The organism is Pseudobutyrivibrio sp. JW11, assembly GCF_900115355.1.
Taxonomy (GTDB): domain Bacteria; phylum Bacillota; class Clostridia; order Lachnospirales; family Lachnospiraceae; genus Pseudobutyrivibrio; species Pseudobutyrivibrio ruminis.
In genome coordinates this window covers 310,975-331,866 of record NZ_FOWB01000001.1, presented here as the reverse complement: position 1 = coordinate 331,866, position 20,892 = coordinate 310,975, and the positions used below count along the sequence as shown (strand labels likewise).

Annotated in this window: 17 protein-coding genes; 3 read left to right on the top strand and 14 right to left on the bottom strand. The window is 40.2% G+C overall.

The genetic code is table 11. The features are described 5' to 3' along the window. Positions 1-160: 160 nt before the first annotated feature. Together BM102_RS01465 and BM102_RS01460 are read right to left on the bottom strand one after the other, a co-directional pair. Positions 161-2,542, bottom strand: a complete 2,382-nt coding sequence (locus BM102_RS01465) for a ribonucleoside triphosphate reductase (protein ID WP_090478182.1) — start codon at positions 2,540-2,542, stop codon at positions 161-163. Between the two features lie 283 nt (positions 2,543-2,825). Then, a complete protein-coding gene (locus tag BM102_RS01460) occupies positions 2,826-3,779 on the bottom strand; it encodes a tetratricopeptide repeat protein (protein ID WP_177194875.1) in 954 nt (317 codons plus the stop codon). A gap of 124 nt (positions 3,780-3,903) precedes the next feature. Between BM102_RS01460 and BM102_RS01455 the strand changes: the two genes are divergently transcribed. Next, a complete protein-coding gene (locus tag BM102_RS01455) occupies positions 3,904-5,178 on the top strand; it encodes an HlyC/CorC family transporter (RefSeq protein WP_090478177.1) in 1,275 nt (424 codons plus the stop codon). Here BM102_RS01455 and BM102_RS01450 read toward each other — a convergent pair. The 3 genes from BM102_RS01450 to BM102_RS01440 all read right to left on the bottom strand — a co-directional run bounded on the left by BM102_RS01450 (position 5,141) and on the right by BM102_RS01440 (position 7,450). Then, positions 5,141-5,788, bottom strand: coding sequence for a hypothetical protein (locus BM102_RS01450; RefSeq protein WP_090478175.1), 648 nt, complete (start codon positions 5,786-5,788; stop codon positions 5,141-5,143). The two genes, BM102_RS01455 and BM102_RS01450, sit on opposite strands and share 38 nt — an antisense overlap. A 220-nt stretch (positions 5,789-6,008) precedes the next feature. After that, the gene (locus BM102_RS01445) at positions 6,009-6,530 is read right to left on the bottom strand and encodes a peptidylprolyl isomerase (RefSeq protein ID WP_090395285.1); all 522 of its coding nucleotides are present in this window, start codon (positions 6,528-6,530) and stop codon (positions 6,009-6,011) included. Between the two features lie 59 nt (positions 6,531-6,589). Beyond that, positions 6,590-7,450: an Mrp/NBP35 family ATP-binding protein gene (locus BM102_RS01440; RefSeq protein WP_090478172.1), complete on the bottom strand. Its 861-nt coding sequence runs from the start codon at positions 7,448-7,450 to the stop codon at positions 6,590-6,592. A gap of 402 nt (positions 7,451-7,852) precedes the next feature. Between BM102_RS01440 and BM102_RS01435 the strand changes: the two genes are divergently transcribed. Together BM102_RS01435 and BM102_RS01430 are read left to right on the top strand one after the other, a co-directional pair. Beyond that, on the top strand, positions 7,853-8,629 hold the full coding sequence (locus BM102_RS01435; protein ID WP_044935885.1) for a threonine/serine exporter family protein: 777 nt from the start codon (positions 7,853-7,855) through the stop codon (positions 8,627-8,629). Continuing rightward, positions 8,629-9,096: a threonine/serine exporter family protein gene (locus BM102_RS01430; protein ID WP_090478170.1), complete on the top strand. Its 468-nt coding sequence runs from the start codon at positions 8,629-8,631 to the stop codon at positions 9,094-9,096. The genes BM102_RS01435 and BM102_RS01430 overlap by 1 nt, the downstream gene beginning before the upstream one ends. Here BM102_RS01430 and BM102_RS01425 read toward each other — a convergent pair. The 9 genes from BM102_RS01425 to deoD form a co-directional block, all read right to left on the bottom strand. Further along, positions 9,050-10,804, bottom strand: coding sequence for a glycoside hydrolase family 2 protein (locus BM102_RS01425; RefSeq protein ID WP_090478167.1), 1,755 nt, complete (start codon positions 10,802-10,804; stop codon positions 9,050-9,052). The two genes, BM102_RS01430 and BM102_RS01425, sit on opposite strands and share 47 nt — an antisense overlap. A 109-nt stretch (positions 10,805-10,913) precedes the next feature. After that, positions 10,914-12,347 carry an MATE family efflux transporter gene (locus BM102_RS01420; RefSeq protein ID WP_090478164.1) on the bottom strand — a complete coding sequence of 478 codons (1,434 nt, stop codon included), beginning with the start codon at positions 12,345-12,347 and terminating at the stop codon, positions 10,914-10,916. 68 nt (positions 12,348-12,415) lie between these two features. Further along, complete coding sequence (locus BM102_RS01415; RefSeq protein ID WP_074790083.1) at positions 12,416-13,459, bottom strand: electron transfer flavoprotein subunit alpha/FixB family protein; 1,044 nt, start codon at positions 13,457-13,459, stop codon at positions 12,416-12,418. An 18-nt stretch (positions 13,460-13,477) separates the two neighbouring features. Beyond that, positions 13,478-14,260 (bottom strand): electron transfer flavoprotein subunit beta/FixA family protein, encoded by a 783-nt coding sequence (locus tag BM102_RS01410; protein WP_044935876.1) that lies wholly within the window; start codon positions 14,258-14,260, stop codon positions 13,478-13,480. A 39-nt stretch (positions 14,261-14,299) separates the two neighbouring features. Beyond that, positions 14,300-15,469 (bottom strand): acyl-CoA dehydrogenase, encoded by a 1,170-nt coding sequence (locus tag BM102_RS01405; protein WP_044935874.1) that lies wholly within the window; start codon positions 15,467-15,469, stop codon positions 14,300-14,302. A gap of 202 nt (positions 15,470-15,671) precedes the next feature. Beyond that, positions 15,672-16,544, bottom strand: a complete 873-nt coding sequence (locus tag BM102_RS01400) for a 3-hydroxyacyl-CoA dehydrogenase family protein (protein ID WP_090478161.1) — start codon at positions 16,542-16,544, stop codon at positions 15,672-15,674. 16 nt (positions 16,545-16,560) lie between these two features. Next, positions 16,561-17,763: an acetyl-CoA C-acetyltransferase gene (locus tag BM102_RS01395; protein WP_074790077.1), complete on the bottom strand. Its 1,203-nt coding sequence runs from the start codon at positions 17,761-17,763 to the stop codon at positions 16,561-16,563. 382 nt (positions 17,764-18,145) lie between these two features. Then, positions 18,146-20,089 (bottom strand): glycoside hydrolase family 127 protein, encoded by a 1,944-nt coding sequence (locus BM102_RS01390; protein WP_090478159.1) that lies wholly within the window; start codon positions 20,087-20,089, stop codon positions 18,146-18,148. 69 nt (positions 20,090-20,158) lie between these two features. After that, the gene (gene deoD, locus BM102_RS01385) at positions 20,159-20,875 is read right to left on the bottom strand and encodes a purine-nucleoside phosphorylase (RefSeq protein ID WP_033151613.1); all 717 of its coding nucleotides are present in this window, start codon (positions 20,873-20,875) and stop codon (positions 20,159-20,161) included. Positions 20,876-20,892: the final 17 nt, after the last annotated feature.

The following is a 20,892-nucleotide window of genomic DNA, read 5'->3' as shown; positions in this document are numbered from 1 at the left end:
GCTAAGCTACCCATATTGAAAAAAATGTACACTTATCTACATTACCTTCTTTAATGCTACCATACTTCACAATCAATAACTTTGAACTTTCTGTTAATTATATGTAAACAAAAAAGACGAACCACCACATGGTGATTCGTCTTTACGTTTTAATTAATGTTTAGTTTTCATCAACGTACTTCTGGATGTTGCTTGCGTTAGCATAACGCTTAACATCATCGCCGTTAACTACTACAAGAGTAGGTGCCTGCATAACACCATATTTCTTTGTCATATCTACCTGCTCTTCTGCATCAACAAGGATATAATCCTCATCCTCAAGGATTTCCTTTGCTCTTGCGCAGTTTGGACATGTCTTTGTAGTGAAGAGGTATTTAACACCTGTTGTAGGCTCCTCTGAAACTACCTCAAGGTTGATTTCAGGCTGTTCAGCCTTTGCTGCCTGCTTTTCTCCAGCACGACGGCATACAGAGCCTGCAATATCGTAAAGCTTACGGTTCTTGTATTCCTGAGTCTTGCCCTCGTTCCAGTTCTGTACTGGACGATAGTAGCCAGTGATACGGCTATAAACTTCTGCTGTCTTGCCACAGTGTGGGCATGTGTAGTGCTCGCCAGCGATGTAGCCATGGTCCTTACATACTGAGTATGTTGGAGACAATGTGTAGTATGGAAGCTTATAGTTTTCAGCAATCTTACGTACAAGATTTGCTGCTGATTCCCATGTAGGAAGCTTCTCACCAATAAATGCATGGAATACTGTTCCAGATGTGTAAAGTGTCTGGAGCTCATCCTGAACATCAAGAGCATCAAAGATGTCTGATGTGTACTCTACTGGCATGTGTGAGCTGTTTGTATAGAATGGTGTGTCACCTTCTTTACCTGCTGTAATGATATCTGGGAACTGCTCTCTATCATGCTTTGCAAAGCGGTATGTTGTTGACTCAGCTGGTGTAGCCTCAAGGTTGTAAAGATCTCCGTACATCTCCTGATAATCAGAAAGACGCTCACGCATGTGATTAAGGACATCCTTTGCAAACTCCTGTGTCTTCTTACTAGTCATATCTGCACGAAGCCAGTTAGCATTGAGACCTACTTCATTCATACCGATAAGACCGATTGTAGAGAAGTGGTTGTTGAATGTTCCAAGGTATCTCTTTGTGTATGGGTATAATCCCTCATCAAGAAGCTTTGTAATAACGCCACGCTTAATCTTAAGAGAACGTGCGCTGATATCCATAAGCTTGTCCAATCTAGCATAGAAATCTGCCTCATCCTTTGCCTGGTATGCAATACGAGGAAGATTGATTGTAACTACACCTACAGAACCTGTGCTCTCGCCTGAACCAAAGAATCCACCTGACTTCTTGCGAAGCTCACGAAGATCAAGACGAAGACGGCAGCACATAGAACGAACATCGCTTGGCTCCATATCGGAATTGATGTAGTTGCTGAAGTATGGTGTACCATACTTTGCTGTCATTTCGAATAATAGTCTGTTGTTTTCTGTATCAGACCAATCAAAATCACTAGTGATAGAGTATGTAGGAATTGGATACTGGAAACCACGTCCATTAGCATCACCTTCGATCATGATTTCAAGGAATGCCTTGTTAACCATGTCCATTTCCTTCTTGCAGTCCTTATACTTGAAATCCTGCTCCTTGCCACCTACGATAGCTGGAAGCTCTGCCAAGTCATTAGGTACTGTCCAATCAAGAGTGATGTTTGAGAATGGTGCCTGTGTACCCCAACGTGATGGAGTGTTTACACCATATATAAATGCCTCAAGGCACTTTTTAACTTCCTGATATGAAAGGTTGTCTGTCTTAACAAATGGTGCAAGATATGTATCAAATGATGAGAATGCCTGAGCACCAGCCCACTCATTCTGCATGATACCAAGGAAGTTTACCATCTGATTGCAAAGTACTGAAAGGTGCTTTGCTGGAGCAGATGTAATCTTTCCTGTGATTCCACCTAAGCCCTCCTGAATAAGCTGCTTAAGTGACCAACCTGCACAATAACCTGTAAGCATTGAAAGATCATGAATGTGGATATCTGCATTGCGGTGTGCCTGTGCAATTTCCTCATCATAAATCTCTGAAAGCCAGTAATTAGCTGTGATTGCACCAGAGTTTGAAAGAATAAGACCACCTACAGAATATGTAACTGTGGAATTCTCCTTAACTCTCCAGTCCTCAACCTTAACATAGCTATCTACAACGTTCTTGTAATCGAGAACTGTAGACTTCATGTTGCGCATCTTTTCACGCTGTTTTCTGTAAAGAATATATGCCTTAGCAACATCTGTATATCCAGTCTGCTCAAGTACGTTTTCTACTGAGTCCTGAATATCCTCCACCGAGATTTTGCTTTCTTTAATTTTGTTCTGGAAATCAGCCGATACTCTAAGCGACAATAATCCGATAATATCGTCGTTGTATTCCTTTCCAGTAGCTTCAAAAGCCTTTGCAATCGCATCGTTAATTTTGCCTAAATTGAATTCTGCGACTTGTCCATCTCTTTTTACAACATCAAACAATTCTACTCACCAAATATTCCTTTCTCTAGTATCCTTATAATGTCAAAAAAAGGACTCCCCCTTCACCTTCTTTCAAGGCACTTTCGACTTGTTTATATGTTATCAAAATATAGGGTGATATTCAATTTAAAAAGACTAGATATTGTGCTTTTCGTCATAATTACCTAAATTGCTTCCAAGAATTTGATTATTTTCTAAGTAGAATCACGTTTCAACACACACAATATTTGGTATTTTAACACAAAATGGACACACCATATATAGTGTGCCCATTTTACGTATTTTATCTTGTCTCCAAGAATATTAACTCTTTTGATGCCTCTTCATCATTTGGATAACTCTCAAGATATTGTGTCAACACATCCTTAGCTTCTGAGTATCTTTCCAGCTTTTCAAGTGCTGCAACCTGTCCCTTCATAAGTTCAGACATATTGTCTATTGAATCCAGACTCAACCCTGCCAGATAGTATCCTAAGGCGTTTTCATAATTGCCATTTGTCATCTCAATATCGCCTAGTGCTGCAAGAGCGCTGCTAGTAACTTCATCTGATGCAGCATACTCTTCTAACAGAGTCTGTGCTGAATCATAGTCCCCAGAATCCTGATATAGCTTTGCCAGATAAAGCTTTGCTTCTATTATATCTTTATCTACTGCAGCCTGAAGGTATTCCTGCGCGTCATCGGTTTGACCAAGCATGTAGTATATTCGGCCTTTGTAGTATTTTGCATTGGCTGATTTATCAGATACATCCAAAGCATTGTTTAAATAAACCAATCCCTGATCTGTGTAACCTAAAGAATTAAGGTTTTCATAAATCTGTATATATAATAGGTAGTTCTTTTCATCAATGGCTACAGCAGCATCATAATCTGTGATGGCCTCTCCGATTTCCCCTTCTGTTGCATATATGCTTCCTCTAAGGAAGTAGGCCTCGTAATTATCGCCGTCATATTTGATAAGGTAAGTGTAAGTCTTTACTGCATCGTCAAATGAACCTGCTGAGAACTGAGCTGCTGCTTTGTAATAGTTTATGTCTATTTCCAAATCAGTAACCTTACCAATGGATTTGGCAAGTGCCTGGTCGAAAAGAGTGATGGCTTCTTCGTAGTTTCCTGCATCCATCTGCTCAATTCCCTGGTCTCTAAGGTCGATTTCAGACTGGCTATATTTACCACATCCTGCAAGGGATGCTGTCATTATTAAAGTTAGTAATACACATAGAATTCTTTTTCTCATAGCATCCATTTTAGCAAAGATGAAGTCCTTTGGGTAGGTTATCCTTGCAACAACTTTTTACCATATGTATAATTCTAGTTATTAACTGACGAAATAATATTTTTGGTAAAAGGAGCATACATTATTGGATACACACCTGTTAATTAGACTGATAATTCTTATATTATTGTTAGTCCTTTCCGCTTTCTTTTCATCAGCTGAAACAGCACTAACAACAGTAAATAAAATCAAACTGAAAACTATGGCAGACGATGGCAATAAGAAAGCCGCCAGGGTTTTAAATGTTGTCACCCGTCCTAAAAAAATGTTATCTGCCATACTAATAGGAAATAATATTGTTAACCTATCAGCATCTTCCCTTGCAACAACCCTTGCAATAGACATATTTGGCAGCGTCGGAGCAGGAATCGCTACTGGTATTCTTACATTATTAATATTGATATTTGGAGAAATCACTCCAAAGTCTATAGCAACTATTAATTCCACATCCCTCAGTCTTCTATTCGCACCTATAATCAGTGGACTGATGTGGTTGCTTACTCCAGTTATTATAATAATTAATTTTCTGGCAGGACTTTGTATAAAGCTTTTTGGAATCGATCCTGATTTCAAGGATGATACTATAACTGAGGATGAGCTTAGAATAATGGTGGATGCCAGCCATCAAAGTGGTGAAATTGAAGGAGATGAGCGCACCATGATACACAAAGTGTTCGACTTCTCTGATGCTTGTGCAAAAGAAGTTATGATTCCACGTATCGATATGACCATGGTTGACGCTGATATCTCTTATAATGATTTGATTTCAGTATTTAAAGAAGACATGTTTACACGACTTCCTGTTTGTGAGCCAGACAGTGAAAAAATTATCGGCATGGTGAATATGAAGGATTTCCTTGGACTTGTTCCAGGCGATGACTTCTCTGTTAGAAACTACCTTCGTGATGTTTACTTCACCTATGAAATGAAAAACGTATCTGACCTTTTTGATGAGATGCGTGAAGAATCTACAACAGTCTCCATTGTTTTGGATGAATATGGTGATTTATCCGGAATGATAACCATGGAAGACTTGTTGGAAGAAATTGTCGGCGAGATTCGTGATGAGTACGATGAAGATGAGGAAGACCCAATCGTACGTCTAAACGATAGAGAATACCAGGTTCTCGGTTCAATGAATCTGGAAGATTTATGTAATATAATCCCTCTAGGCTTTACAAGCGAAGACTATGATACCATCGGCGGATACATAGTTGGAGCCTTTGATCACTTTCCAAATGCCGGTGAAACCTACGTATCAGAAAATGGCACCATAGTTCGCGTGCTTGCAGTTGATAAGAAGCGTATCACAAAGCTTAGAATCAAATTACCTTATCAAGATACTGCTCCACAAGCATAGTTACATTGATTATCAGACCCAGACTAGCTACAGTTTGAAAGATTTCTTTCATTCTGTGGGCTGGTTTTAGGGTCTTTTTTTCTATAGTATTATTTCTTGCAAGTTTTCTGTCACGGAATTCCTCATCTACAACAACACATTCATAATCCAGAACAATGAACAGAACTACGCCAATTGTATTGACAACAATAAATATAAACAGGGTAATATTTAGTCTACTCCTAAAATATAACGCCAAATTTGCAATCATAAAAATTGTCTTTTCAATTATGTAGATAAGCCTGTTAGTATTTAAATGTTCTTGCAGCTTTTTTCTGGAAGTTATCCACAATTCAAATTGCTCTCGAAAATACTCCAACGTATCTTGGGTCAATTTTCTATCCTTGCTATTTATAAGATACCCATTTAATAGTCTAACGGGTTCACAATATAAAGCTTTCGTCATATATCTAAATCCGCTATTGGGGTTTTGTAGACTCAAAGCCTTAAAAAGCAACCTCTGTAATGCCTTGCAGGATGCGGTATTCAAGTAGCATTCCTGAAGTAAGCTCTCCCTTTGCACCTTTCTTTCCATTAAATATAGCATTCTGTTGAAATATAGCTGTTTCATACGAAAAGCCTTATTACTTCTACGTTTATGGCAAATGGCAGCAAGTATAGAAATAGCCTCTACACCTATCCATAAAGCAAAACAAAGCCTTAAATTATTAAGTTCCATAATATTATTGGGATATGAATGAAATAAATGAAAAAGCGACACGCAAAACGCGTGCCGCTATGATATCACAACATTATGATTGTGGCAATAGTTGTTTTAGCAAAGCTAATAATTAGTACTTCTCAGGCTCTGGATACTCAACTCCGAAAGTCTCAACTGTAACCTTCTTCATCTTCTGCTCGTTAAGAGGTCTATCTGACCAGTCTGTATCTGTCTCAGCGATTTTGTTAACAACATCCATACCTTCGATAACCTTACCAAATGCAGCATAGTCGCCATCAAGATGTGGACTATTCTTGTGCATAATGAAGAACTGGCTACCTGCTGAGTTTGGCATCATTGTACGAGCCATTGAAAGTACACCTGGCTCATGCTTTAAATCGTTCTTAAAGCCGTTGCTTGTAAACTCACCCTTGATAGAGTATCCTGGGCCGCCCATACCTGTTCCATCTGGATCTCCGCCCTGAAGCATAAAGCCTTTGATAACTCTATGGAAGATAACTCCATCATAGAAGTTGTGGTTAATCAAGCTAATAAAGTTATTAACTGTGTTTGGAGCGATTTCAGGATAAAGCTCAGCTTTCATGATATCGCCATTTTCCATCTCGATTGTAACTACTGGGTTCTGTGCCATAATTAATTCTCCTTTAAATAATTTACTCTGCTAGTTACACATACTAGCTCATCTAAAATCTAGAGCTTCTCTAATACGTCTTGTGCCTTAACAAGGTAGTTATTAGGCATATCGAAGATGCGTCCTGCATCTGCAGCTGTTGCGAAAGCTCTATCCATTGGCATCTTGCCAAGCACTGGAATATTAAGGCTAGCTGCAACCTCATCAATGTGGCTTTCACCAAAGATTTCGATTTTCTTTCCACAATCTGGGCATGCAATATATGAGTAGTTTTCAACAAGGCCAAGCACTGGAATGTGCATCATATCCGCCATGTTGTATGCCTTCTTAACAATCATCTGTACTAATTCCTGTGGGCTTGTTACGATAACAATTCCATCTACAGGAAGTGACTGGAAGCATGTAAGAGGAACATCACCTGTTCCTGGTGGCATATCTACGAATAGATAATCCACATCGCCCCACTGTGTGTCTGTCCAGAACTGCTTTACAACACCTGCGATAACTGGACCTCTCCAGATAACTGGAGCTTCCTCATCCTCAAGCATAAGGTTGATAGACATGATTTTTGTGCCATCCTCAGCAACCTCTGGGAATGTACCGTCATCATTAGCCATAGCTGGGCCGTGTACACCAAACATCTTTGGAATAGATGGGCCTGTAATATCTGCATCAAGAATACCAACACTATAACCTGCTCTAGCCATAACACCAGCAAGTGAAGATGTAACTAATGATTTACCAACTCCACCCTTACCAGATACAACTCCGATAACATGTTTTATATTAGAATTCTTATTTTGCTCTTCTAAAAATGCTGTATTTCTAACACCCTTTTTTGCTGCCTCTGCAGATGGACAGCCCTCACAAGAGCCTCTGCTACAAGAACTAGCTGAAGCACATGTTTCTTTCTCTGCCATTATTAGACCTCCTAATTTCTGTAATCCGTCAAACATTATATCATAAATACCTTAAATGCCCTACAACTCATAGGTTTATTTAAGAAAACATTAATAAATATTGCCTTGTTGATATTACCCTCAACCAGTAACTTGACTTATCCACAATTTCCACAATGGATTTTTTTCAGTTGAGGATAACTTCTATTTTCCATGTTATTAACATATTTATCCACAAATTGCACTCAACCAAAATGCCAACAAACGCTGATTTTATCAGCGATATCGTTTTAGTGATACACATTTCAACGAACAAAGTTTTCCCCAAAAGTTATCCACAATTGTAAATAACTACACATTTGGTTGAAAAACTTCTGTTAATAATGGATAATCATTGTAGAATTTTTATTTTAGGGAGCAACAATGTCAGATACAAAAAAAGTATTGTCCTTTGCTGTGGAACTAGGAGACATTCTTCTTAGAAATGGAGCAGAGGTCTATAGGGTCGAGGACAGTGTCCTCGCCATTTTAAATTCATACGATATTACCGACTGCGATGTGTACGTATTGAGTAACGGAATATTTGCAAGTGCAGATGAGGTTACAGAGCACGCCAGCTCAATGATCAGACATGTACCGATGTATCCAACTCACCTAGGACGTATCGCCGGGCTGAATGCATTATGTCGTGAAGTCTGTTCAAAAGAGATCACACTAGATGAAGCATGGGCAAAGCTGGAAGAATGTAAACGAATTCCATCTTACAATTTTCCAATGTTGATAATTGCCACTGCCATTGGATGTGGTGGATTTTCTTATCTATATGGAGGAACAGTTTTAGATGCTTTAATCGCCTGCATAGTTGGTGCAGTCCTTAGATTATTCCTTCATTTTGAAGCACGCATGGGTAATTCAAAAACAATTACCAACGTACTAGCAAGTATGGTTATATCCCTTACTGCTATTCTCTTTTATGCAGTAGGACTTCCAGTTCACTACGACAAAATAATCATCGGTGCAATTATGCCATTAGTACCTGGTATCCCTCTTACTAACAGCATTCGTGATTTTATCAACAGCGACTATTTGTCTGGCTCTATTCGACTTATAGACGCCCTTCTTACAGCCTTCTGTATTGCTGTAGGAGTTGGTGTTGTTATCACCTTTGCTCATTTCATAGGAGGAGGTGCTTACATCTAATGATAGCTGATTACATTATTCAATTTATAGTAGCTATGGTAGCCACCTTAGCATTTGCAATGATTTTTTCCGCACCAAAATCAGAGCTTGTGTATTGTGGAATTTCTGGTGCCATTGGCTGGATATCCTATTCACTAATATCCTCCTTCCTTGGAGCACCAACACTTGGAAACATGATAGGTTCTTTGTTCCTTACACTGTTTTCACGTTCACTGGCTGTAAAAAGAAAAAATCCCGTCACCGTGTACCTTATAGCGGGAATATTCCCACTGGTACCTGGTGCCGGAATCTACTATACTTCTTACTATTTAATTATGAACAACATGGAAACCTTCGGTTCTTACGGGTTATCCACCATCAAAACAGCAGGTGCAATCGTAATGGGAATCATCTTTGGTATGGCATTCCCTCAGAGCTGGTTTAATACAGTTTTTGCACCTTCCTGTCATAAGTCATCAAGCCATTAACTTCGTCTTCGATGTCAGTAGCTTGAGTAAATACAGCAGCACTTAGTCCCTCTTCCTGGAGGGACTTTATTTTTGCCATAAGCTCATCATAAGCATTCTGCAACTCATGTTGCTGTTGATATTTTTTGTATCCATAAACAGCGTCTCTCTTCACGTGAGTACCCACTTTAAGAGAATATCCACCATATTCAGAGATAACATAAGGCCTTCTGTTTCGCTTTACCTTTAATTCTTCAAAATAAACATGCTCAGAGAAAACATCTCCACACCCCTCATGGAACCATCCGGAAGCTGCATCAATTGGCCTTGTACCATCGATTTCTTTGGCAAAATCAAGGCAACCTGCAGCATCAAACTGCCCCCATCCCTCATTAAACAAACACCACTGGCCTAATGAAGGCACATTATAAAGCTGATGCATCATTTCCTTGCATTCTTTGAACCATACTTCCTTAGATTTTTCAGTATTTCTACCGGTAAATCTAAGGAAAAGTCTGTTTTTATCCTTTGCATTACCAAATGGTCGTACCACTGTAGGAATATTGCAAATCATGTTCATATCGTATTTAGTTCCACCATTTACAATATCCTGCCATACAATCATTCCTAGCCTGTCACAATGGAAGTACCAGCGCATAGGCTCGATTTTGCAATGCTTACGAATCATATTGAAACCCAATGATTTGATGGTTTCAATATCATTTATCATGGCTGCATCAGATGGTGGAGTCATAAGACTCTCAGGATAGTAACCCTGATCCAATATACCATTCATAAAATAAGGCTTATGATTCAATGTAAGGCGAGGAATTCCCTTTTCGTCCCTAGCCACACCAAAATGCCTCATGGCAAAGTATGTAGAAAAGCTGTCCTTGCCATAGCTTATATTTAAAAAGTAAAGTACCGGGTCTTCTGGTGACCACAGCTGATACTGATTGAGTTCTATAGTCACATAAAGCTTATCATCCTTGATATTATTAACCCTGTACCCTTTTATTAAATCTTGATTTGAGGATGATATATCCAGATGTCCCTTCATTTCAGACACCTTTATTATCATATTTAGCTTATTTCCATCAATGTCTGGATTAATCTTTAAATCCGTTACAAAAGCATCTGGCACCCATTCCATCCATACTGTCTGCCATATGCCGCTTTGTGCTGTATACCACATGCCTGATGGCTCAATGCTTTGTTTTCCTCTAGCATAGCCAATTCTGTCTGTATAGTCCCTAACCTTAACTTTTAGCTCGTTATTTCCCTCTACAACGTAATCTGTGATATCAAAGGTAAATGCTGTAAATCCACCTTCATGAGAGCCTAAATTAATACCATTTAAAGACACATGGGCCACCTGATCAACAGCTCCAAAGTGAAGTAACAAATGCTTTGATCTTTTCACCTTATCTATCTCAAACACCTTTGTGTATTCCAATGTTTCCTCTGGAAGAAGGATGTGCATATCTGTACCAGAAAGCTTAGTTTCTGGTGAAAAAGGGACAAGTATACTGCCCGAACTGCATACTTGTCCCTTACCATTTATAATTCGATAGTCCCACTGACCATTTAAATTAATATAAGATTTGCGCTGAAGCTGAGGACGTGGATACTCTAACAAGCCTTCAAACTTATAGTCTGTTGAAAGCTCATAAGTCTTTCCATCCTTATTAGGCTTAGCAATAGCTCCAAGCATTTCTTTCCAATACATAACTAACCCCCTAGTCCGCAAGTTACGCCTACAAGCCTTAGAGTTTCTCCGCTCGACAACACGTCTCGCTTGAGAAACCTAAGAGCTTGCAGTCTACTTGCTCATCTAATTATATTCTTACCTCAGAAGACTTGCGTCGTACCCAACCACGATATACCACTACGAGGCAGATACTGTGGACACTAAGTGTCAACAGCCAGCTTCCAGGGTATGAGAAAAACAGTACTGATTGTGTATGATGAACGTGGAAATATGTGGCAATCCAGATTAATCTAGTTACACATGCTCCCAACAACGACACTATCATTGGAACTGTAGAACGTCCCAATCCTCTCAGCCCACCTGTTAGTGTATCCATGACTCCACAAAGGAAATATGGACAGCAAACCCAGAAAAGACGCAGTGTTCCGGCTGCTATTGCATCTGCACTGTCTGTGTAGATACCAAGCAGTGGAGTTGCAAAATGGTAGGCTAAATTGCCCATTGTAAGACCAACTACAATTACTATACCAAGTGTCTCAAATATTACCTTCTTGACACGATGCTCATCTCCAGCTCCATAGTTCTGACCAACAAAGGTAACAGTAGTTTGAGATACTGAGTTCATTGATACATATACAAAGCCTTCGATGCTGGCAGCAGCTGACGAACCAGCTATTACCGCAGTACCAAATGAATTGATTGCCGACTGAATAACAACATTAGACAGAGAGAAGACAGTTCCCTGAATTCCAGCAGGCAATCCAATTCTTATAATACGATTTAATATTCTCTTATCTATTTTAATCTTAGAAAACTCAAGTCGTAATGCATCTTCTTGCTTCATAAAGAACCCAACTAATAGGAAACAAGAGATATAGCTAGATGTGGCAGTGGCAATAGCAACTCCTGCAACACCCATATTAAAGCATATAACCAGAATAAGATTTAAAATAACATTTACAACACCGGCAATACTAAGGAAAACAAGAGGATGAGTAGTATCTCCTGCTGCCCTAAGAATTGCTGCCAGGAAGTTGTACAGCATGATAGCTGGCATTGCAATGAAATATATACGAACATACAAGGCTGCCAAGCCAATAACATCCTCAGGCGAACCCATTATCTCAAGTATAGGTCTGGCCAAAAACAATCCAACAAATACAAGAAATACGCCACAAATCAATGAAAAAGCAGTGCTTGTATGAACTGTCTTTTTAACGTCGTCATGGTGATTTGCGCCATAAAACTGAGCTGCGCATACATTTGCACCAACGGACATACCAATAAACAAGTTAGTCATTAAATTTATAAGAGCACCTGTGGAACCTACGGCTGCTAGACTTGCTTCGCCGGCAAAACGACCCACTACTATTACATCAGCTGCATTAAAAAGAAGTTGCAAAACACCTGATAAAATAATAGGTATTGTAAAGATAATTAATTTGCCCAAGAGCGGGCCATGGATCATATCGATTTTTTTTGAATTATTCATAGGTTGATTGTAGCACTTTACCATGCAAAATAAAAGCTTGAGGGCAAGCCCGCATGGACTTGCCCTCATAAAATTAAAGAAAGAAATTATAGGAAAAATCTATACTTCTAAAAGAATAGATATTGCCCTTAAAGGAATTATTTTGAAGCAACCTCAGCCTTGAGTGCCTCTGTAAGAGCTGGAAGGATCTTGTTAAGATCTCCAACGATACCGTAATCAGCTACGTCAAAAATAGGAGCTGTCTCATCTTTGTTGATAGCGATGATGATATCTGACTCTTCCATACCTGCTGTATGCTGAATAGCACCAGAGATACCGATTGCAAAGTAAACGTTAGGACGAACTGTCTTACCTGTCTGACCTACCTGAAGATCCTTTGGCTTCCAACCAGCATCTACTACTGCACGTGAGCAAGATACTGTACCACCAAGAACCTCTGCAAGATCATCAAGGAGCTTGAAGTTCTCTGGAGAACCAACTCCACGACCACCAGATACAAGGATCTTTGCATCCATGATATCTACTGTTGTTGCAACGTTCTTTACAATGTTAAGAATCTCAACAAATCTATTGTTTTCCTTAAGCTCTGGCTTGAAGTTAATAACTTCTGCCTTGCGACCTGCCTGCTTTTCAAGCTTCTGCATAACACCTGGACGAACTGTAGCCATCTGTGGACGGTTGTCTGGGCATGCGATTGTAGCGATTGTGTTTCCACCGAATGCTGGACGAGTCATAAGAAGCTGATTGTGCTTCTGCTCCTGACCTTCTCTAGCCTGAAGTGGGAAATCACCAATCTCAAGTGATGTACAGTCAGCTGTAAGACCTGTCTTAACTCTAGCTGAAACTGTAGGACCAAGATCACGACCGATAGCTGTTGCACCAACGAGCATGATTTCTGGCTTGTACTCATTAATATAAGCTGTAAGAGCCTGTGCATATGGCTCTGTACGATATGTTTCAAGTGCTGGATCATCAATAACAACAACCTTGTCTGCACCGTACTCAGCGAGCTCATCTGCAAGGTTAGCAATGTTGCTACCAAGTACTACTGCTGTTACATCTGTTCCTAAATCTGCTGCAAGCTCATGTGCCTTACCGATAAGTTCGAAGGCAATTGAGCTAAGTTTATTATCAACCTGCTGAGCGAATATAGCTACGCCCTTGTATTCTTCTAATGACATTATATTTGCCTCCTCTTATTAAATTACATGCTTTTCTTTAAGCTTGCCAACGATATATTCTACTGACTCCTTAGGATCAAGTGCAACCTTCTCGCCTGCACCCTTACGTACCTTATCAGAAGCCTTTGCAATCTTTGTTGGAGAACCAGCAAGACCGATGTTTGCATCATCAAGATCTGTAAGATCATCACGGCCCCATACTGTTACTTCCTTATCATAAGCATCAAAGATTCCGCCTGGAGTCATATAACGTGGCTCGTTGAGCTCTGAAAGAGCTGTAATAAGACATGGCATCTGAGCCTTAATCTCATGATATCTGTCTTCATACTGACGCTTAACGATTACGCTGTTTCCTTCAACCTTGATGTCCTCTGCATAAGAGATAACTGGAAGACCAAGGTGCTCAGCGATCTGTGGACCAACCTGAGCTGTATCACCATCGATAGCCTGACGACCTGTGATGATAAGATCATAATCAAGTTTCTTTACTGCAGCTGCAACTGTTGAAGATGTAGCCCATGTATCTGCGCCACCGAGGCGTCTATCTGTAACAAGTACTGCTTCATCAGCGCCCATAGCAAGAGCTTCACGAAGCATATCATCTGCCTTAGGAAGTCCCATTGTAAGAACTGTAACCTTTGCACCTGTCTCATCCTTGATACGAAGAGCAGCCTCAAGGCCTGCCTTGTCATCAGGATTCATAATTGCGAGCATAGCTGCTCTATCAAGAGTTCCATCTGGGTTAAACTTAACGCCGCCCTTTGTATCAGGAACCTGTTTAATACATACTACGATATTCATGTATTTAATCTCCTTTAACTTAAATGCTACTAATCAAAATTATTTGAGCATTGAGCCAGAGATAACCATTCTCTGAACCTCAGATGTTCCCTCATAAATTTCTGTAATCTTTGCATCACGCATCATGCGCTCAACATCGTACTCTCTTGTATAACCGTAACCACCGTGGAGCTGAACAGCCTTTGTAGTAACAGCCATAGCAGCCTCAGCAGCGAAAAGCTTAGCCTCAGCAGCTTCTACAGAGTAGCTTGTCTTGTGATCAACAAAATACTGATCCTTTGTGCAAGCAGCCTTGTAAACAAGATACTTAGCAGCATCCATACGAGCCTTCATATCAGCAAGCTGGAATGATGTATTCTGGAATGCAGCGATTGGACGACCAAACTGCTTTCTCTCCTTTACGAAATCAATTGTCGCGTCGATTGAGCCTTCACCAATACCAAGTGCCTGAGCAGCGATACCAATACGTCCACCATCAAGTGTGTGCATAGCGATACCAAATCCCTTACCTCTCTGTCCAAGGAGGTTCTCCTTTGGAATACGGCAATCCTGGAAAATAAGCTCGTATGTAGAAGAAGCACGGATACCCATCTTCTTCTCCTTTGTACCGAATGTAAATCCTGGTGTGTCCTTCTCTACGATGAATGCAGAGAACTTCTTAGACTTACGTCCCTTAGCATCTTCAACGATATCTGTAACTGCGATAACGATGTAGATGTCAGCTTCCTTACCGTTTGTGATGAAGCACTTAGAACCGTTAAGTACCCAAGAATCTCCATCTTCAACAGCCTTTGTCTGAGCACCCTGAGCATCTGTACCAGCGCCTGGCTCTGTAAGTGCGAATGCACCAAGCTTCTTACCACTTGCAAGTGGAACTAAGTACTTCTGCTTCTGCTCTTCTGTACCATATGTAAGAATAGGATCGCAGCAAAGTGATGTATGTGCTGAAACGATAACACCTGTTGTACCGCAAACCTTTGAAAGCTCCTCTACGCACATGATGTATGTAAGAACATCACATCCCTGTCCGCCGTACTCCTTTGGTACTGGAATACCCATGAAGCCATACTTCATCATCTTCTCAACGTTCTCACGTGGGAAGCACTCTGTCTCATCAATTTCCTGAGCAACTGGCTTAACTTCATTCTGAGCGAAATCTCTGAATAACTGTCTAGCCATCTCATGCTTTTTATCTAATGTAAAATCCATGATCTGAATCTCCTTAATTTATTGTTAGAATTCATTACTTTAGTTATTCTCTCGCCTGTTACACATACAAGCCTGATGAATTCTCCGCTCGACTATATGTCTCGCTTGAGAATTATCAGAGCTTGTCTGCTACAGGCTATTTTTACTCTGTAGTAATGAATTCAATTTAATTTACATAAAGCCTTATCTGGCTTGTTACGATTTATTGAGCGTCTACAGCAGTCTTAGTACGGTCTGCGTTGTATACGTAGAATCCCTTACCAGACTTGCAGCCAAGGTTACCACCACGAACCATCTTACGAAGAAGTGGGCAAGCACGATACTTGTTGTCACCTGTTTCGTTGTAAAGAACGTCCATGATTGCAAGGCAAATATCAAGACCGATGAAATCACCAAGCTCAAGTGGTCCCATTGGATGGTTAGCACCAAGCTTCATAGCTGCATCGATACCAGCGATATCAGAAACACCTTCCATCTTGATGAAAGCAGCTTCGTTGATCATTGGGATAAGGATACGGTTTACTACGAAACCAGCTGCCTCGTTAACCTGTACAGGAGTCTTTCCGATTTCCTCAGAAATCTTCTTGATTGTCTCTACAGTCTCAGCAGGTGTGTTAACACCAGCGATAACTTCTACAAGCTTCATTCTATCTGCAGGATTGAAGAAGTGCATACCGATCATTGGACGGTTAAGACCATTTCCGATTTCTGTGATAGAAAGTGAAGATGTGTTTGAAGCGAAGATGCACTCAGGCTTAGCGATTTCGTCAAGCTCCTTGAATGTTGTCTTCTTAACTTCCATATTCTCAAAAGCAGCCTCTACGATGAGGTCGCAATCCTTGCAAAGGTCTTCCTTAAGACCTGGAGTAATCTTAGCTAAGATAGCATCTACAGCTGCCTGCTCCATTTTGCCTTTTTCAACAAGTCTTGCATAACCTTTAGCAATCTTGTCCTTTCCGCCTTCTGCCCACTCCTGCTTAATATCGCAAAGAGCTACTTCATAACCATCAACCATAGCAAATGCCTTAGCAATGCCCTGGCCCATTGTACCTGCGCCAATTACGCCTACCTTCATTTTATTATCCTCCTAATTAACCTTCATATTTTTCTACGATAGTAGCGCAACCCATTCCGCCACCGATGCAAAGAGTAGCAAGACCCTTCTTGTACTCTGGGTTGTGAATCATATCGTAAAGTAATGTTACAAGAATACGAGCACCTGAAGCTCCTACTGGATGTCCAAGAGCGATAGCACCACCGTTTGGATTGAGCTTGTTAAGATCGAAGCCAAGCTCCTTACCAACTGCTACTGACTGAGCAGCGAATGCTTCGTTTGCTTCGTATACATCAAGATCATCAATTGTAAGACCTGCCTTAGCAAGAGCCTTCTTTGTTGCTGGAACTGGACCAACACCCATGATTTCTGGAGCGCATCCGCCAAGTGCACCAGCTACCCATGTAGCAAGTGGCTTAACACCAAGTTCCTTAGCCTTCTCCTCAGACATAACAACAAGTGCTGCTGCACCATCGTTGATACCTGAAGCATTACCAGCTGTAACAACTCCGTTTGGATAAAGAGCCTTAAGCTTAGCAAGACCTTCCATTGTTGTACCAGGTCTTGGGCCTTCATCTGTATCGAAAAGGATTGTCTCCTTCTTCTTCTTAATTTCTACAGGAACGATCTCATCCTTGAATGCACCAGATTCCTGAGCTGCAACTGCCTTGTTCTGAGAGTTTACTGCAAACTCATCAAGCTCTTCTCTTGTGAGCTTCCACTGCTCAGCTACGTTATCAGCTGTCTTGATCATGTGGTAATCATTGTATGCATCCCAAAGAGCATCCTTTACCATTGTATCTACTAAAGCACCCTGGCTGTTTGATGGCCATGTCATTCTGTAACCGAAACGACCATTTGGAAGTGCGAATGGAGCAAGTGACATGTTCTCCATACCACCAGCTACAACAACATCAGCGTCACCAGCGATGATCATCTGAGCTGCCTGGTTTACACAGTTAAGACCTGAACCACAAACAACGTTTGTAGTAACAGCTGTTGTCTCGTTTGGAAGACCAGCCTTGATAGCTGCCTGACGAGCAACGTTCTGTCCTAAACCTGCCTGGATAACGCATCCCATGTATACGTGCTCTACGTCCTCTGGCTTGATTCCAGCTCTCTTAACTGCTTCCTTAATTACGATAGCACCTAAGTCTACTGCTGGAGTGTTGCTAAGTGATCCGCCCATTGTACCAATGGCTGTTCTACATGCGCTAGCAATAACTACTTTTTTTCCCATTTTTTCTTTCTCCTTTGTAGAAATAATTTGTTTTCGGTATAGATAAGTACCTTCTTTTGTCAAAATTCCACAATTATCAGCTTTTAAAACTGTTAATTTTTTAACGAACCTCTTCAAAAAAAAAGCGCTCACCTCTCGCCGTCGTTGTGAAAATATTAACACAACTCCAATTTCATTTCAATGAGAATTTTTGTCATACTTTACTATGTAAATGGTAACTTTCAGAATATTCATCATCAAATTGCTCAATTCTCACACTCCGCTCGTTAAATAATTATCAAGAAATGGCTTATTTTCGTTATAAAGGAAACCACAATTTTAAATTGCGGTTTCCGAATTGTGTCTATGCATGTGAAAATTTATTATAAATTCGAACATGCTATTATTCTCTAATCCATACCTGCATCTCGTTTTCTCCTCTATTTGCCCATGCATAATATGGAATAAACTTAATCTTTGTCTTTTCTTTCTTTAATGTATCTGTTGAATATAATGAGGTTCCATAATTGGTCACAAGTCTCTCTGCATCACCCTCAATAACACCTACACCATTCAAAAGCTTTTCGTCAAAATGATATTCAAGCTTATTGTCAGCAGGTAAACTGATGTTATTAAGATTATCTCCGTTATCAACACCTTCTATACAATAAACAAAAGGACCTCTGCCGATTGCAACCTTACCATTATTTTCTGATACAAGTGGATTGCAGTAATAACGTCTGATTGCCATCTTAAACTTTAGAACCATGCTGGCATTTCCATTAGCTTCCAATTCCAAATATTGATAGCCTTGATCAGCATTTATAGGTACTTCTTTTCCATCAACTATAAGACACTTTTCATCTGCCCAACTTGGTATTCTTATACCAAATCTTATGGCATCTACACCTGAATTCTTTACAGATACCTTTACAGCCTCATCCCAAGGGAACTCTGTCTCTTGAATTATTTCCACATAATTGTTGCCAACTTTGATATGTGAGTCTGAGTCAACATACTGATTAAGCAGTATTCCACCATCCTGTACAGTGTAGATATAGTCATCAAGTGATGTAATCATTCTTGCCAGATTAGGAGGACAACATGCACATCCTAGCCAAGCTGGGCGAACAGGCTTTACATGACTTTTAGTAGGATCAAGCTTTGATTTTTTAGGATTAACTTCCAGAGGGTTTACATAGAAGAAATGTTTACCATCCAAAGCCATTCCTGCCAAAGCGCAGTTGTACAGTGCTCGTTCCATAACTTCTGCATATTCACTATTTGGCTCTATTCTAAGCATTTGTCTTGCAAAGAAAATTAGTCCAATTGCAGCGCAGGTTTCACAGTACATTGTGTCATTTGGCAAGTCATAATCAAGTGTAAATGACTCTCCTATAACGGTAGAGCCAATGCCTCCGGTAATGAACATTCGCTTTTCTACAACATCTTTCCAAAGACGTTTGCATGCTTCGAAGATTTCTTTATCTCCTGTTTCTGCAGCCAGATCTGCAAGTGCAGTACACATATATACCAGTCTAACGGCATGGCCTTCAGCAGTTTCCTGTTCAAGTATTGGCTTATGATTTTGGAAATATGTGTCAGGCATGTTCTCAATTCCATTTAACGCATTAGGACCATCATATTCCTTTGCCTGCTCTTTGAAAAACTGAGGATTCTTTCCTCTTTCAAGCAAGAAGTACTTTGCCAAATTCAAATAGCGTTTTTCCTCAGTTGCTCTGTATAATCTCAGCAAGCCTATTTCGATTTCCTCATGTCCATCATAGCCATGAATTTTTCCGTCCTCTGGCCCAAAGTTTGCATCAATATTATCAGCACATTTCTTTGCTACATTAAGTACTTTTTCATTTCCTGTAGCATCATGATAAGCCACTGCAGCCTCAATAAAATGACCCATACAGTATAGCTCATGGCTGCCTGCTAATCTTTTGTATCTACTATCCAATCCCAAGATTGAAAAGTAAGTATCTAAGTATCCGTCCTCTTCTTGGGCGTCAGCTATTAAATCAATAACTTCCAGTGCTTTAGCCTCAAGCTCAGGATTCATTTTTTCCCTAAGGGAGTATGCTACGGCCTCCAACCATTTATACACATCACTGTCCTGAAAAGTCCAACCATAATGTGTCCCTTTTTCTCGTCCTGCTGCAATTTTAAAATTAGCAATTGCATGGCTTTTCTCGTTTGGGATTGAATCGTCGTTTCTTTCCTTCTCAATGACGATATCCGCCTGGTCGTTTAAAACGCTCCACTGAAAAGGAATCATTTCTGTCCTTACAAGTCCGCGATATCTTCCCCAAAACTTTGATGTAATACTAATCTGTCCCATCGTAATTCCCCCTTTTTTCATAAAAAATGAAGTCACTATTAAAAGTGACTTCATAATACTCATATTAAATTAAAGCGCAATAGCTGTTTCAAGCGCAAGCTTCATCATCTCTGTGAATGACTTCTGACGATCCTCAGCTGGGATTTCCTCAGATGTAACGAAAGAATCAGAGATTGTAAGCATACATGTAGCGTTCTTTCCAAGCATGTTTGCGTTGTTGAAAAGAGCAAAGCTTTCCATTTCTACGCAGTCGCACTGGCAACGCTCTTTAACTGCCTGCCATCCACCCATTTCTGGTGCTGTATAGAACTGATCTGCAGAGTGTACCTTTGCAACCTTTGCATCGATACCAAGCTCCTTAGCCTTTGCAATAGCGATATCGTTGATCTTCTTGCTTGGGTAAAGAGTCTTCTCCTCTACGCCATTTGTGTACTTAGCAAATGTGCTGTCTGAATATGCACTCTCAGAAATAACTACATCAAGAACGTTAAGCTTGTCTGTGTAGCTTCCTGCAGAACCGATACGGATGATGTTTTCTACATCGTAGAAAGCATAAAGCTCGTATGAGTAGATACCGATTGAAGGCATACCCATACCACTAGCCATTACAGATACTGGTACTCCCTTGTATGTTCCTGTAAAACCAAGGCAGTTACGAACTGTATTAACACATTTTACATCCTCTAAGAAATTTTCTGCTACAAACTTTGCTCGTAATGGATCGCCTGGCATAAGTACTGTCTTGGCGAAATCCCCTTTTTTCGCTTCATTATGTGGTGTTGCCATAAAACAAACCTCCTTTA